We start from the raw sequence: 15,305 nt of genomic DNA, 5'->3' as shown, positions 1-15,305 counted from the left end.
AAAAAACCGTAGTCAGTTGAACTGACTACGGTTTTTTTATGTGCTCTTATAGCGTTGTGTTAGCTAGTCGGCGTGCACTTAGTCATTGTTGATTGCGCCTGCGCACGCGCCTGCGTCAAACTTGCAACGCTGGTTGCCTTGTTAAACGGCTTACGCGCATCATCACTGGCGGCATTCAATGCTTGAAACGCATCAGTGCGCGGTTGTGCTGCAGCTTTCGCCATAGGTGCAGAAATCGCTGTGCCAACTGTTTTACGCTGCTTGGCTGGAGCTGAAGTTGTTGCTGCTGGAGTTGTTTCCGCGGCCGTTTCTTCAGTTTCAGCTGCTGCGGTCGGAACTTCTTTAACAACTTCTTCGGCTGCTTCTGTCTTAGCTGCTTCAACGGTTGGTTCAACTGCTGCCGATGTAGTTTCAGTTGCAACTTCACTTTGCGCCTCAGCTTTTACAGGTGCTTCAGGCTCAGCTACTGATTCAGCTTTGTCAGTCTCAGATTGCGGTTCTTCAGCTTCAGCTTCAGCTTCAGTTTCAGGTTTAGCCACAGTAGCGGGCGCTTCTACTTGCTCTGTGGGTGCCGTTGGTGGTGCTTGCTCCACTGGTGCTTCTGCCGCTGAGGCATCTGCTTCGATTGGCATTTCCAGCTGACCTTGTGCTGTATCCGTTTCAGACTCGGCTTCAGCTTCAGCCTCGGCTTTGCGGCGTTGGCCCGCTGCACGTTGATGGCGCGGACTACGACGCGAACGGTTACGACCACGTTTTTCTTTGCCAGCATCGCTGGTTTCGTCAGTGGCTTCGCTATCAGCACCCTCGGTTGCCTCAGGCACCGTTGCTTCAGTTGCAGTGGTTTCTGCTACAGCTGGCTCTGCCGTGCCCGGGTTGCTTGCATCGACTGTTTCAGCTTGCTTCACATCAGCTTCAGCAACAGTGGTTGGTTTTGCTTCAGCTTCGGCAGTATCAGTTGGTTTTGCCTCAACATCAGTTGCCACTGGCTTGTTCGTTTCACTCGCTTTATCGCTGCTCATCCGAACTGATTTATCGAGCTTACGACGCTGACGACGTGGCTTAGGCGTTGCACTCTTAGTCTCTGTCTTAGTCTCAGTAGTGGCTTTCTCATCAGCCGTCGCTTCTGCAGCTGCGTTAGTGTCTTTTTGTGTGTCTTTCGCAGCAGAACGATTACGTCCACGACCGCCACGACGGCTACCACCGCGTTCAGATTTTTTCTCGTTTGGCTTGTTATTGCTGGTATCTTGCTGCTCAGCGTCTGGCTTATCTGTCTTCGCTTTTTGCTCATCGTCAGGCTTACGGCCACGATTGTTATTGCGACGACGCGAGTTGCCACGAGAATTGCGATTGCCGCGACGTTGGTTGTTATCGCGACTTTGCGATGAGCGACGTTGGTTTTGTTGTTGTTTTTGCTGCTCACTTTCGTCTTCATTACTGCCGAATAGACCGGCCAACCATTTACCAATGCGGGCAAAGAGTGAGGGAGCATCAGCCTTTGCTTTCTCAGCCGGTGCTGGAGCAGGTGCTGGAGCAGGCGCTGCTGGAGCTTGCAAACCTTTCAACGCAGGCTCTTCAAATCCAGGCTTGTCTTTATTTAAGACAATCTCGGTACTGGTATCTTCTGGTTTCTCGATCAGCGTAAAGCTGTTTGCTTGTTCAAGTTCATCGTTACGCAAACGTTTGACATCGAAGTGCGGCGTTTCTAAATGTTGGTTTGGAATCACCAACACGGAAACTGAATGACGCTTTTCTATTTCAGCAATGGACGCACGTTTTTCGTTAAGCAAGTAGGTGGCGACCGTTACCGGAACCTGCGCTTGTATTTGAATCGTGTTGTCTTTAAGCGCTTCTTCTTCAATGAGACGCAGAATTGACAAGGCGAGTGATTCGGCAGAACGAATGGTGCCTTGACCGCTACAACGCGGGCAAACGTGGTTCGATGACTCGCCTAACGACGGACGCAAACGCTGACGCGACATTTCTAGTAGGCCAAAGCGAGAAATCCGGGTGACTTGAATGCGTGCACGGTCTTGTTTCAAACTGTCGCGCAGACGATTCTCAACTTCGCGCTGGTGCTTCGCTGGGGTCATATCGATAAAGTCGATGACCACCAAGCCTCCGACATCACGTAAACGCAATTGGCGGGCAATTTCTTCGGCTGCTTCTAAGTTAGTTTGGAATGCAGTCTCTTCGATATCACCACCCTTAGTCGCCCGGGCAGAGTTGATATCGATAGAGGTCAATGCTTCAGTGGGGTCGATAACAATCGAGCCACCTGATGGCAGACGCACTTCACGTTGAAACGCCGATTCGATTTGGCTTTCAATTTGATAATGGTTAAACAGTGGAACATCGCCTTGATAAACTTTGACGCGGTTGACAAAGTCAGGGCGAATCAGTTGCACATGGTCGCGAATCTGTTCGAATAAACTTGGATTATCGATCAGCACCTCACCAATATCACGACGCAAATAGTCGCGAATGGCGCGGAATACCACGTTGCTTTCTTGATGAATAAGAAACGGAGCAGGGCGTTGCGCAGCTGCTTTCTCAATCGCTTGCCAATGATGCACTAGAACGTTCAAGTCCCATTCGAGCTCTTCAGCGGATTTACCGACGCCAGCGGTACGAACGATGAGTCCCATGCCATCAGGAATTTGTAGATCGCTCATGGCATCTTTCAGTTCTGTCCGCTCATCGCCTTCGATGCGGCGTGAAATACCACCAGCACGCGGATTATTTGGCATCAGCACTAAATAGCTACCAGCTAACGAGATGAAAGTGGTGAGGGCGGCGCCTTTTTGTCCACGTTCTTCTTTGTCGATTTGGACAATAACTTCCTGACCTTCTTTGACCACGTCTTTAATGTTCGGACGGCCTGAGAAAGTGTAGTTAGCAGGGAAATAGGTTTTAGCGATTTCTTTGAGGGGGAGAAAGCCATGACGCTCAGCGCCATAGTCAACAAATGCAGCCTCAAGGCTAGGCTCGATACGGGTGATTTTACCCTTATAAATATTCGCTTTCTTTTGTTCGTGGCCTGGGCTTTCGATGTCTAAATCGTAAAGTTTTTGCCCGTCGACCAAAGCAACACGCAGCTCTTCTTGCTGCGTTGCATTGATTAACATTCTTTTCATGGTTGTGACTCTTTATCTGGTTTGCCACAACACAGTACGAAGGCGTTTGCGCCATCGCTATTTCGAGTTTGAATTGTCGTCTGCCATCGCGCTATCGCAGCGTGTGATATGGCCTCCCGTCAGTGAACTGCTGTGACGTGAAGCATGCAATAGGTTACCAAGCCGAAATACGCTTGTGTTCGTACCGTGTCGCAGCCTTATGCTTTGACTTTTATGCAACTTGGTTCGTTCTGGTTCCATGCTTTCAGTATCTCGACGTTTTGTTCGTCGTATACTGAAGTGGATGAGGTGGCGATGATGTGCACACCTGATACCAAGTTACTTCGCTAATCTGTTTGCTTTCATTTTTCGCACAGTCTGCGCTCTAATGCTGCAGCTGTGTACCGCTCTCAATGTCACCGGTGCGGCTTTTTCCGGCAGTTCATTATCCCACGAATAGGTAACTCGGCACAAGCTAAAATAAAACTGCAAATTTGCAGCGCAAAAAAACGGAAAATGATAAACTGCGCGCCATGAGCGAACAAATTCAACAACAAGTGCGGTGGGTGACGATCGAACCTGATTATGCCGACCAGCGCATCGATAATTTTCTGCTTGCGCAATTGCGAGGCGTACCCAAATCAATGGTGTACCGCATCTTGCGCAAAGGAGAAGTGCGCGTAAATAAAAAGCGTGCGAAACCTGATTACCGCCTGCAAGCCGGTGATGAAGTACGGATTCCACCGGTCCGAGTGGCGGAGAAAAATCCGCTGCCATCGGCAAACTTAAGCGCAGTGCAAGCACTCAATGACCACATCTTATATGAAGACGATGTCCTGTTGGTGTTAAACAAGCCCGCAGGCTTGGCGGTACATGGTGGTTCTGGCTTACAGTTTGGCTTGATTGAAAGCTTGCGTGCATTGCGTCCTGATGCCAAACATTTAGAACTAGTGCACCGTCTCGACCGTGAGACCAGTGGCTGCATTTTGGTCTCGAAGCGTCGCTCTGCATTACGTTCATTACACGAGCAATTGCGCGAAAAAACCATGGATAAGCGCTATTTAGCCTTGGTTCGTGGGCATTGGCAAGCGCACGTGAAGTTCATTGCTGCGCCGTTACTCAAGAACACCTTGCAGTCAGGTGAGCGGATGGTGCGGGTCGATGCAGCGGGAAAGCCTTCTGAAACACGTTTTCGTGTACAACGCGTGTTTGCCAATTGCAGTTTGGTCGAAGCTTCGCCGATTACCGGGCGTACCCATCAAATTCGGGTGCATGCGTTACATGCTGGGCATCCAATCGCCTGTGATCCCAAATATGGTGATCAAGTGTTTGATCAGGCCATGCGCGATTTAGGTTTAAATCGCTTGTTCTTGCATGCTCATGAATTACGTTTTGCGCACCCGCAAACCGGCAAACAAATACATGTCACTGCACCACTTGATGCAGAGTTACGTGACACGCTTAAAAAGTTAGAAAAGGTTGAGTAGTGAAAAAGCCGTATCAACTCATTATTTTCGATTGGGATGGCACCCTGATGGATTCAGTGGGGCGCATCGTTTCCTCAATGCGGGCGACCGCGCAAGAATTGCAACTTCCGGTACCCACGGAAGTTGCAGTACGCGATATTATCGGCCTAAGCCTGCAGCCAGCGATTGAACGTTTATTTGGTCGGCTTGATGAAGCCCAGCATACGCAGTTTCTCGACGTCTATCGCGATCAGTACGTGCAATTAGATCCAACGCCAACGCCCTTATTTCCTTATGTTCCAGAAATGCTGGGTAATTTAAAAGAGCAGGGCGTACAACTTGCCGTAGCTACTGGGAAAGCGCGGCGAGGCCTCGACCGGGTTTGGCAAGAAACCGGTATTGGTAAGCTGTTTGATTATTCACGCTGTGCTGACGAAACAGAATCCAAGCCAAGCCCGAAAATGTTATTCGAGCTAGTTGAAGAGGCCGGCTGTCAGGTGCAAGATGCACTGATGATCGGTGACTCAATTCATGATTTGCGCATGGCGCAAGCGGCGCAAATGGATCGTATGGGTGTTGATTTTGGTGTCCATTCAGCAGCACAATTGCAGGCATTCGAACCTTTACAAGTTCTCTCTAGCTGGCAATCATTTGCCGAGCAAGTGAAAGCGGTCAGAGCAGAAGCAAATCATTGGAGTAAAGGAGAGCACGCATGAAACCTATCGTCCTCGCTTCCACTTCACCTTATCGCCGCATGTTACTCGAGCGAGTGTTACCGGATTTTATAACTGCCGCCCCACAGGTCGACGAAACGCCACGTGCGAATGAAACTGCACAAGCACTGGTCGAGCGCTTAGCTATCGCCAAAGCACAAGCATTGCGTGAGCAATTCCCAAAGCATGTATTGATTGGTTCGGATCAAGTTGCAGTGGTTGGCGACAAAATATTGGGCAAACCGGGCAGTGTTGCCAATGCCATCAGTCAATTACAGGCGGCAAACGGTAAAGCCGTGACGTTTTACACTGGACTTGCCGTTTATGATAGCGAGAATCAGGCATTGCAGTCTTGCGTAGAACCGTTTGCGGTGCAGTTCCGACAGTTAAGCGATGCCGAAATTCAAGGTTATGTCGAGCTCGAGCAGCCATTGAATTGTGCTGGAAGCTTTAAAAGTGAAGGTTTAGGTATTAGCCTGTTTGAAAAGATGCAGGGAGATGACCCGAACAGCTTGATCGGCTTACCTTTGATTAAACTTTTAGCGATGTTGCGCAAGTGGCACATCAACCCATTAGTTATTCGAAAATAACTTGTTTTCACACTCTGATTCCTATAAGATTCGCGCCCTATGCAGAAGGTTCGTATACCCATTTCGGTTGATCCGGTAAAAAGTGCCAGTAAACAGTTGAGCTACGTTGGCTTAGTGCCAGGGCAGAACTTAACCCGTTTACAGGAATTATTAGTCAAGCCCTGTGCTGATGTTGACGTCGAGCTTGCTTTTGCAATCGACGCGCAAGGAATAAAGCACATTAAAGGGCAGGCGAATGTTGGCGTAACTGTTGCGTGTGAGCGTTGTGGCGACCCCATGGCGGTTGAACTCGCGAGCGAGTTTATTTATGCACCAGTAACGCGTCGACAAACGGCCACCGACATGCCGAGTGAGTACGAGCCGTTTGAGTTGGACGAGCTTGGCGAAGTTAACCTGCATCGAATGGTTGAAGATGAACTGATATTGGCAATGCCTGTTGTGGTTAAACACGATGAGCGCGAATGTCGGATTGATAGTAACGCAATGCAGTGGGGCGACATTGATGACGCGCCACAAGAAAAGGATAACCCTTTCGCGGTGTTGCAAGAGTTAAAGCGTAAATAAACTTAGGAGATAGCGTAAAATGGCTGTACAACAGAATCGGAAAACGCGTTCAAAGCGCGACATGCGTCGTTCTCACGATGCACTGAGCGGCCCTACACTGTCGGTTGACTCTACATCTGGTGAAACGCATCGTCGTCACCATGTAACAGCTGACGGTTTCTACAAAGGCCGTAAAGTCGTTAACAAGTAAACCAGATCTTGGAAGTGAGGCTATGGCCGCACTGACACTGGCACTTGATGCAATGGGGGGCGATCATGGCCCCTCAATTGTTATTGCTGCACTGCAAAGTGCGTTAAGCGAATTTGCTGAAGTTCACTTTATCGTTGTAGGTGATGAAGCAGAGTTGTTGCCATTGCTGCAACAACAGCAACTTGATACCCATCCTCGTATTACCTTGAAACACGCAAGCCAAACGGTCGCCATGACCGACAAGCCGGGCTATTCGTTGCGTGCCAAACCAGATTCTTCGATGCGCATCGCGCTTGATTTAGTTGCCAGTGGTGATGCTGCTGCGTGCGTGAGTGCAGGTAACACCGGTGCGCTCATGACCAAAGCTTATTTTGCGCTGAAAACATTACCAGGTGTTTTGCGGCCGGCTTTGATGTCGGCGATCCCTCAGGCCTCAGGAAAAAGCTCATTTTTATTGGACTTAGGCGCGAATCCAGTTTGTGATTCTGACACCTTATTTCAATTTGGCGTAATGGGTTCACAAGCGGCGCGCCATGTTCTGCATATCGATAAGCCGCGAGTGGCTTTGTTGAATATGGGTGAAGAGGATATCAAAGGCAATGATGTGGTTAAAGCAACCGCGCAGTTACTGCAGAATTCTCCTTCGGTGAACTACATCGGTTTTATTGAGGGCGATGACTTATTTGCGGATAAAGCTGACGTTATCGTTTGTGACGGTTTTGTTGGCAATATCGCACTAAAAAGCTGTGAAGGTCTTGCCGATTTATTGTTGAATAACATTCGTGCCAATATCAATGCACATTGGATGACACGTTGGTTTGTAAAATTGTTCTATAGTCGGTTGCAACGTTCGTGGGATTGGTTGAAGCCCGACCACTATAACGGTGCAAGTTTGATAGGATTGCGTGGCGTCGTGATAAAAAGTCACGGTGATGCGAACGCCAAAGCCTTTTTGAGTGCGATCGCACAAGCCGTAGAAGAGGCGCAACAGGATCTACCGACGCGTATTCGCGACCAGGTAGAACACGTACTCCTAGAACAAGAATAAAGGTTCTTATGTTTGCAAGCATTGCAGGCACCGGTCATTACTTGCCGGAAACTCGCCTGACTAACGCCATGCTGGAACAACGCGTAGAGACATCCCATGAATGGATTGTTGAGCGCACCGGTATTCATCAACGACACATCGCAGGGCCGAGCGAAAACGCCGCTTCAATGGGTGTGGTTGCTGCCCGACGCGCATTGGAGCAGGCCAATCTACAAGCGCATGAACTCGATCTTATTGTCGTAGCGACCACCTCAAACGAGCGCGCATTTCCAAGTGTTGCTTGTGAAATTCAAGCAGCGCTCACCGATAAAAACATTCCGGCTTTTGACGTAGCGGCAGCCTGCTCGGGTTTTATTTTTGCGCTGAGCGTGGCCGATCAATACGTTCGCAGTGGTACTTATCGTAACGTCTTGGTGATCGGCACCGATGTTCTGTCACGCTTGTGTCGACCGGACGATCGCAATACCATTGTGTTATTCGGCGATGGCGCTGGAGCTGTTGTGGTCAGTGCCAGTAAGAGGCCGGGTATTTTGTCGACCCACTTGAACAGCGCCGGCGAGTTTGCTGATTTACTGGGCGTACAGCATCCGCAGCGCCATAGCCAACAAGCACCTGAAGCACTCAGTGAAGCTTGGATGTACATGAAAGGCAATGAGGTGTTTAAAGTTGCGGTAAGCAAACTGAGTGAGCTGGTTACCGAGACGCTGCGCGCGAATAATATGCAGGCAGAAGATCTCGATTGGCTGGTGCCACATCAGGCTAATTTGCGGATTATTAAAGCAACAGCGAAAAAGTTAAAAATGCCAATGGCGCAGGTGGTTACAACGCTTGCTGATACGGGAAATACCTCAGCAGCATCGGTACCCATTGCACTGGATGTGGCCGTGCGTGATGGCAGAATTCAACGCGGACAAAGTGTACTACTGGAAGCTTTTGGCGGCGGTTTCGCCTGGGGCTCGGCACTGGTTCGCTATTAATAAAAAAGGATTGAAGTATGCGTGCTTATGTATTTCCTGGACAAGGTTCACAAGCGGTTGGAATGCTCGCTGATGTAGCAGCTGTTTACCCGCAAGTAGAGGCGACATTTGCTGAAGCCAGTGCGGTTCTCGGTTACGATTTGTGGGAACTGGTGCAAGCAGGTCCAGCAGAAAAGTTAAACGAAACCCATCGCACGCAACCAGCTCTGTTAGCCGCCAGTGTTGCGCTTTACCGCGTACTTGAAGCACAGGGCGTTGTTGCACCTGAGTGGATGGCCGGTCATAGTTTAGGAGAATATTCGGCACTCGTTTGTAGTGGTTGTATGGAGTTTACCGACGCCGTAGCTCTAGTGGCGAAACGCGGTGAGTTCATGCAACAAGCTGTACCTGCCGGGGTAGGCGCGATGGCTGCCATCATTGGTCTCGACGATGCTTTAGTTGAAGAAGCCTGCGCAGCGGCTGCCGGCGACCAAGTGGTCAGCGCGGTCAACTACAATTCTCCGGGTCAAGTTGTCATTGCTGGGCATGCCGAAGCGGTGCAGCGAGCGGGTGATGCATGTAAAGAACGCGGTGCAAAGCGAGCTCTACCGTTACCGGTTAGTGTGCCATCGCATTGCGCTTTGATGCAGCCAGCAGCGCAACAACTCGCGGTTGAGTTGGGCAAAATCACCTTACGCACACCGAATATTCCAGTGGTCAATAATGTTGACGTAAAAGAAGAACGCGATAGTGATGCCATTCGTGATGCACTGGTGCGCCAACTATACTCGCCAGTACGCTGGACTGAGACGGTACAGCATTTGGTGAAGCAGGGCGTTACTGAGGTGTATGAAATCGGTCCGGGTAAAGTATTAACGGGCTTAAACAAACGTATTGATAAGTCACTTGAAGGTGATGCGGTCAATACGGTTGACGCAATTCAAGCAAGGGTTTAATTATGACAACGATGCAAGGACAAGTCGCCCTAGTCACTGGTGCTAGCCGTGGGATTGGTAAAGCCATCGCCGAGCAGCTTGCTGCACAAGGCGTAAAGGTGATCGGGACTGCAACTAGCGATAACGGCGCTGCAGCAATTTCGGCGTACCTTGGTGGCAATGGTGAAGGTATGCGTCTTGATGTGACGGACGCAGATAGCGTGGCCGCGGTATTAAAAGCGGTCGATGAGAACTACGGCCAGCTCGATATTTTGGTGAATAACGCAGGTATTACCAAAGATAATTTGCTGATGCGGATGAAAGACGACGATTGGGATGTGGTGCTTGATACCAATCTCAAATCGGTATTTCGCTTAAGCAAAGCGGTGTTGCGTGGCATGATGAAACGTCGCTTCGGCCGTATTATTAATATTTCATCAGTGGTTGGTACCACGGGTAACCCTGGGCAAGCCAACTACTGCGCAGCTAAGGCGGGTCTCAGTGGCTTTAGCAAAGCGTTAGCGCAAGAAGTGGCTGGGCGTGGCATCACCGTGAACTGTGTTGCACCAGGTTTTATTGATACCGATATGACCAAAGCGCTGACTGAAGAGCAAAAACAAGCTATTTTTGCCAATATCCCAGCAGCACGCCTTGGGCAACCTGAAGAGATAGCCGCTGCGGTGGTATTTTTAGCATCTCCAGGGGCAGCGTATATTACTGGCGAAACCATTCACGTAAATGGTGGTCTAGCTATGGTGTAAGCGGTTTGTGTAAGAAGGGGTATGACCTCTCGTGAATCGGCAATTTTTTCCTTTATTAATGCAGCCGCATTCACTACACTAAGCGCAATTTCGAACTCGATACCTAAATGAAGGGACATTGTAAAAATGAGTACTATTGAAGAACGCGTTAAAAAAATCATCGTTGAACAGTTAGGCGTTAAAGAAGAAGAAGTGAAGCCAGAAGCTTCATTTGAAAACGACCTAGGTGCTGACTCACTTGATACTGTTGAACTCGTCATGGCACTGGAAGAAGAATTCGAAACTGAAATTCCAGACGAAGAAGCAGAGAAAATCAAAACTGTTCAATCAGCTATCGATTACGTGACCAATCACGCAAACGACTAAGCAAAGCTTAAAGAAAGGCGGGATCCTCGATTCCGCCTTTTTTGTATGTGGCTGAACGGTAGTTACTCTCCTGATACTCCCCTCGATCGTGGCCTACAATTTGGTGACGGTCATTTTACTACATGCCTTGTCGTTGATGGACACCCGCACTGCTGGGACACCCATTGGCAACGTTTGCAACATGCATCTGATCGACTCAAACTAGCTCTTCCCCAAGCGTCGGAACTGCGCCATTGCCTTGCGCAATTTCCAATAGGCGTGTGGATCGCAAAAATCATCATCACACGCGGTTCGGGCGGTCGCGGTTATGGACTGCCTGACGATCAATCTTGCAACTGGTATATCACTCAGCATGCCTATACGGTGCCGGCGCAATCACAACAGCCCCTCAAGGTCGACTTTGCCAACCTACGCCTAGGCCGCAATCCTTTTTTTGCTGGGCTAAAAACACTTAATCGCCTCGAACAAGTGATGCTTAGTGCAGAAAAAGCGGAACGCCAGCTTGATGAGCTAGTAGTCTGTGATAGTGAGGGCTATGTGGTTGAGTGCGTGTCGAGCAATCTGTTCGCCCGTTATGGACAGCATTGGTATACCCCGAAATTAGACCAAGCCGGTATTCGCGGCGTGGTACGCGAGCTGATTATCGAGCAACAGCCGCTTGGTCAAGTCAGCGAAGTCGCAGTCAAAGCAGATAAATTGCTGCAAGCGGAGCAAGTTTTTCTCTGCAACTCGGTTTTAGGCTTGCGCCCCGTTGGTCAAATAGGCGAACATAAGTTATCTGACGTAAGCCTTCCTAAGGCAATCAATGACTGGTGGCGTGTATTATCCGTAAACTAATTGTCTCGATAGTCCTGTTCGCAACACTGGCGGGTGCAGCACTGGCTTACTGGAGCTATGGGCTAGCGCATCAGCCACTGCAGATCAGTGACCCTGACACTTTGTTTGAAGTGGAACGGGGCATGCACATGAAGTCCGTCATCCGTAAAATGCGGCAACAACATATGTTGCAGGGTGAGGTCGAGCTTGTGTACTTTGCCAGTCGCGTTTGGAGTCAGCCGCAACAATTACAAGCGGGTGTCTACGCCATCCAACCTGGGATGAGTCTGACAGCGTTATGGTCGTTATTCGCCAGTGGTGACCAGCATAAGTTTCAGATTACTTTGGTCGAAGGGCAAACGTTGGCTCAGTGGTTGCAGCAACTGAATGGTCATCCGTATTTGGAACCCATGAGTAAGGCAGCATGGCAGCAGTTGGAACAGCGGCTGAAGCCGCCACAATGGCCGTCTTTAGAGGGCGCGCTGGCACCCGATACCTACAGCTTTTATGCCGGAAGCAAAGTTGAAACTATTGTTGAAATGGCATTTTTGACACAACAAAAATGGCTTGAGAATGCTTGGTCACAACGCTCAGAACGGGTGCCTTTGCAGGACCCTTACGAATTGCTGATCATGGCGTCGATTATTGAAAAAGAAACAGGCATGAAAGCGGAGCGCGAGCTGGTGAGTTCGGTCTTTGTCAATCGCTTGCATGCCGGCATGCGCTTGCAATCAGACCCGACGACGATTTATGGCATTGAGAACTTTGATGGCAATTTGACGCGTGCACATTTGCGTGAGCTGACCCCTTATAACACCTACCGAATTGACGGGTTACCACCCACGCCGATTGCCATGCCGAGCGCGGCGAGTTTATACGCGGCCGCGCAGCCAGCTGTGTCACCGTTCTATTACTTTGTGGCTGATGGCTCAGGTGGCCACGTATTTTCAGAAACATTGGAACAACATAATCGTGCGGTAAACCGCTATCAGCGAGGAATAAGCAACTAATATGCAGGGCAAATTCATAGTCGTTGAAGGCTTAGAGGGCGCTGGTAAAAGCTCAGCCATAGCGAGTATTGTCAATCACTTGCAGGCCAAGCACATTCCGACCACCACAGTGCGTGAGCCTGGAGGAACGCCGTTGGCCGAAGCATTGCGCGATTTGGTCAAGCAGCAATGGCAAGAACAAATTTCGGCGGAAACTGAGTTGCTACTGATGTACGCCAGCCGCGTACAGCTGGTCAAGAATGTGATTCAGCCAGCGCTAGACAAAGGTATTTGGGTGGTAGCTGATCGCCACGATCTCTCCTCCCGCGCTTATCAAGGTGGCGGTCGTGAACTCGGAGATGCTAAGTTGCAGCAACTAAAACAGTTAGTGCTTGGCGATTTTGCGCCTGATTTGACCCTATTACTTGATTTAGATCCTGCGATTGGATTACAACGGGCGCAAGCACGCGGTGAGCTCGATCGTATCGAACAAGAGGCACTTGCCTTTTTTCAGCGCACTCGCGCACGTTATCTCGAGATAGCTGCGGCGGATTCGACTATTCGGGTTATTGATGCCGAACAAACTATGCCACAAGTACACCGCGCACTCTTAGCTGCGCTTGAGCAGGCACTTTTTGCTCGAGGTGCCGACATATGAGTTTACCTTGGCTGCGCGAACCTTGGCGGCAAATAAGTCGTGACTACCAACAAGGGAGCTTAGCGCATGCGCATTGTTTGCCTTGGCAAGCTGATTTAGGCATTGCCCAATTTGTTGAAGAATGGGTCAAATTGCTGCTCTGTAACGCGCCCAATGGCAGGGCTTGTGGTAAGTGTAAAAGTTGCTTGTTATACCAAGCGAAGACCCATCCAGACTATTATCAAGTGGCGAGCATTGATGGCAAAGCCATCAGTGTTGATCAGATTCGTGAGTTACTGGCGAAGTTACAACAGACTCCAAATCAGGCCGGCGCGAAAGTGGTGTGGCTGCATGATGCCGAAAAGATGTCAGTAACAGCCGCGAACGCCCTGTTAAAGACCCTCGAAGAGCCGACGCAAGCCACTTACTTTATTGTGACGCCTGAGCGCAGCGAACGGCTACTACCGACATTGCGTAGTCGTATGCGCCTGCATCGCTTACCACAACCGGATGCAGAGTTATTGGAACAATGGTTGGCGCAACAGTTAGAGCGCGTTTTGAGTGCAGATGAGCAACAGCTGGTACGCAACTATCCGCAGCGGCCTTTAGCGTTGCTGAAGTGGTTAGAAAGTGGTGAGTATCCAACCCACCAACTCAGCGAATTAGCGCAGGCTTTATTGGGCCAACAAGCTTGGCCAGCCTTAACGAAAGACAACTGGCAAAGCTGGTTACTAGCGTCAGAACAGCTGCTTCACGAACTTATGCGGGTGTGGCAGAATCTACCGCAAGAACATTTATTGCTCGCAAAGCAACAACAAGCGTTGCAAGATTGGCTGCGACAACATAATCTCTGTATGACTAAATTAAGCGAACAGTTGCATTTGTGTTACGCTATGCGTCAGCAGGTAGCTGAACAGAGCGGCTTAAATGGGCCGTTGTTATTACAAGAATTATGGATGAGGTGGCACTAGCCATGGCAGCAAAGCGCATTCACTTAAAATCAGAAGAACAACTTCGCCGCTTGTACATGCCGTTTATTAAAAGTGGTGCGTTGTTTATTGCCACCGATGAACCCTATGCCATTGGGGATGAACTCGCTTTACTGGTACAATTACCCGGCGACGCAGAAGAAACACTGGTGAAAGGTAAGGTGGTGTGGTTAGCACCCCTGCGGCCAGGGCGCGCAGACCAACGCGGCGTTGGGGTGCAGTTCATTGAAGATAAATCGCATTTACGCAACCGTATAGAGACTTTACTCGGTCACTTAGGTGAATCGAGTGCACCTACCGCCACAATGTAAACCGACACGACGTTAAGGAGTCGCTGTGTTTGTCGATTCTCATTGTCATCTTGATAAACTTGATCTCGCCGAATTTGATGGCTCTATTGAGCGCGTTCTCGAGCGTGCACAACAAGCAAAAGTACAGCAATTGCTGTGCATTGGTGTCACGCTCGAAGATTTCCCACGCATGCAAAAGCTCGTTGCGCCGTTTCCACAAGTTGCTATCTCCTGTGGTGTACATCCGCTTTACATCGCTAAGCATCCACTGCAAAGTGAAATGCTCGAAAGTTATGTAAAAACCGACGATGTGGTCGCGGTCGGTGAAACTGGACTCGATTATTATTACGATGCCGCGAGTCATTCGGTGCAGCAAGAAAGCTTTGCCTTTCATGTCGAACTTGCGAATAAATATCAAAAGCCCCTCATCATCCATACCCGCGATGCGCGTGATGATACCTTGGCTATTTTAAAAAATGGCCAGGCACAAAACTGTGGTGGGGTGCTCCATTGCTTTACTGAGTCTTACGAAATGGCCAAGCAAGCCATTGATGATCTCGATTTCTTTATTTCAATTTCCGGCATCGCAAGCTTCCGTAATGCGAGTGAGTTACGTGACGTGGTCAAACGTTTGCCATTAGAAAAATTATTAATTGAAACCGATAGTCCGTGGTTAGCCCCAGTGCCTCACCGCGGTCAACAAAACCAACCTGCTTATGTTGCCGATGTCGCGAAATGTTTGGCGGATATCAAAGGCATCACGCTGGCGCAAGTCGCGGCGCAAACAACAGCGAATTTCTACCAATTATTCAACCGTGTGCAACCACCCGAGGCTTTATCCTGAGGTAAATGCGAAAACTTCGTAAAAAAATTTAGCAAAAA

17 protein-coding genes are annotated in these 15,305 nt (G+C 49.5%); 16 read left to right on the top strand and 1 reads right to left on the bottom strand.

Annotated features, from left to right (window positions below):
* Positions 1–59: 59 nt before the first annotated feature.
* Positions 60–3,134: a ribonuclease E gene (gene rne, locus ACJ8W9_RS03430; RefSeq protein ID WP_411360395.1), complete on the bottom strand. Its 3,075-nt coding sequence runs from the start codon at positions 3,132–3,134 to the stop codon at positions 60–62.
* A 512-nt stretch (positions 3,135–3,646) separates the two neighbouring features.
* Here rne and rluC point away from each other — a divergent pair.
* The 16 genes from rluC to ACJ8W9_RS03350 all read left to right on the top strand — a co-directional run bounded on the left by rluC (position 3,647) and on the right by ACJ8W9_RS03350 (position 15,267).
* Positions 3,647–4,600, top strand: a complete 954-nt coding sequence (gene rluC / locus ACJ8W9_RS03425; protein WP_411358495.1) for a 23S rRNA pseudouridine(955/2504/2580) synthase RluC — start codon at positions 3,647–3,649, stop codon at positions 4,598–4,600.
* A complete protein-coding gene (locus ACJ8W9_RS03420) occupies positions 4,600–5,295 on the top strand; it encodes an HAD-IA family hydrolase (RefSeq protein ID WP_411358494.1) in 696 nt (231 codons plus the stop codon). The genes rluC and ACJ8W9_RS03420 overlap by 1 nt, the downstream gene beginning before the upstream one ends.
* The gene (locus ACJ8W9_RS03415; RefSeq protein WP_411358493.1) at positions 5,292–5,882 is read left to right on the top strand and encodes a Maf family protein; all 591 of its coding nucleotides are present in this window, start codon (positions 5,292–5,294) and stop codon (positions 5,880–5,882) included. The genes ACJ8W9_RS03420 and ACJ8W9_RS03415 overlap by 4 nt, the downstream gene beginning before the upstream one ends.
* Before the next feature lie 39 nt (positions 5,883–5,921).
* On the top strand, positions 5,922–6,446 hold the full coding sequence (gene yceD / locus ACJ8W9_RS03410; RefSeq protein WP_411358492.1) for a 23S rRNA accumulation protein YceD: 525 nt from the start codon (positions 5,922–5,924) through the stop codon (positions 6,444–6,446).
* Positions 6,447–6,465: 19 nt separating this feature from the next.
* Positions 6,466–6,636 (top strand): 50S ribosomal protein L32, encoded by a 171-nt coding sequence (gene rpmF, locus ACJ8W9_RS03405; RefSeq protein WP_126770436.1) that lies wholly within the window; start codon positions 6,466–6,468, stop codon positions 6,634–6,636.
* 22 nt (positions 6,637–6,658) lie between these two features.
* The gene (gene plsX / locus ACJ8W9_RS03400; protein ID WP_411358491.1) at positions 6,659–7,684 is read left to right on the top strand and encodes a phosphate acyltransferase PlsX; all 1,026 of its coding nucleotides are present in this window, start codon (positions 6,659–6,661) and stop codon (positions 7,682–7,684) included.
* An 8-nt stretch (positions 7,685–7,692) separates the two neighbouring features.
* Positions 7,693–8,661 carry a beta-ketoacyl-ACP synthase III gene (locus ACJ8W9_RS03395; protein WP_411360391.1) on the top strand — a complete coding sequence of 323 codons (969 nt, stop codon included), beginning with the start codon at positions 7,693–7,695 and terminating at the stop codon, positions 8,659–8,661.
* Positions 8,662–8,678: 17 nt separating this feature from the next.
* Positions 8,679–9,596 (top strand): ACP S-malonyltransferase, encoded by a 918-nt coding sequence (fabD, locus tag ACJ8W9_RS03390; protein WP_411358489.1) that lies wholly within the window; start codon positions 8,679–8,681, stop codon positions 9,594–9,596.
* Between the two features lie 2 nt (positions 9,597–9,598).
* Positions 9,599–10,336: a 3-oxoacyl-ACP reductase FabG gene (fabG, locus tag ACJ8W9_RS03385; RefSeq protein ID WP_411358488.1), complete on the top strand. Its 738-nt coding sequence runs from the start codon at positions 9,599–9,601 to the stop codon at positions 10,334–10,336.
* A gap of 126 nt (positions 10,337–10,462) precedes the next feature.
* Complete coding sequence (gene acpP, locus ACJ8W9_RS03380; RefSeq protein ID WP_034729271.1) at positions 10,463–10,702, top strand: acyl carrier protein; 240 nt, start codon at positions 10,463–10,465, stop codon at positions 10,700–10,702.
* Positions 10,703–10,747: 45 nt separating this feature from the next.
* Positions 10,748–11,539 carry an aminodeoxychorismate lyase gene (pabC, locus tag ACJ8W9_RS03375; RefSeq protein WP_411360388.1) on the top strand — a complete coding sequence of 264 codons (792 nt, stop codon included), beginning with the start codon at positions 10,748–10,750 and terminating at the stop codon, positions 11,537–11,539.
* Positions 11,515–12,528, top strand: coding sequence for an endolytic transglycosylase MltG (gene mltG, locus ACJ8W9_RS03370; RefSeq protein ID WP_411360386.1), 1,014 nt, complete (start codon positions 11,515–11,517; stop codon positions 12,526–12,528). The genes pabC and mltG overlap by 25 nt, the downstream gene beginning before the upstream one ends.
* Position 12,529: 1 nt before the next feature.
* The gene (gene tmk, locus ACJ8W9_RS03365; RefSeq protein WP_411358485.1) at positions 12,530–13,165 is read left to right on the top strand and encodes a dTMP kinase; all 636 of its coding nucleotides are present in this window, start codon (positions 12,530–12,532) and stop codon (positions 13,163–13,165) included.
* A complete protein-coding gene (locus ACJ8W9_RS03360) occupies positions 13,162–14,115 on the top strand; it encodes a hypothetical protein (RefSeq protein WP_411360384.1) in 954 nt (317 codons plus the stop codon). Before tmk ends, ACJ8W9_RS03360 begins: the two co-directional genes overlap by 4 nt.
* A 2-nt stretch (positions 14,116–14,117) precedes the next feature.
* The gene (locus tag ACJ8W9_RS03355; protein ID WP_034729277.1) at positions 14,118–14,444 is read left to right on the top strand and encodes a PilZ domain-containing protein; all 327 of its coding nucleotides are present in this window, start codon (positions 14,118–14,120) and stop codon (positions 14,442–14,444) included.
* Between the two features lie 25 nt (positions 14,445–14,469).
* A complete protein-coding gene (locus ACJ8W9_RS03350; RefSeq protein ID WP_411360382.1) occupies positions 14,470–15,267 on the top strand; it encodes a TatD family hydrolase in 798 nt (265 codons plus the stop codon).
* Positions 15,268–15,305 lie beyond the last annotated feature (38 nt).

Source organism: Pseudidiomarina salilacus (assembly GCF_047323925.1).
GTDB classification, from domain to species: Bacteria; Pseudomonadota; Gammaproteobacteria; order Enterobacterales; family Alteromonadaceae; genus Pseudidiomarina; species Pseudidiomarina salilacus.
This window is presented reverse-complemented; position numbering and strand designations above follow the sequence as displayed.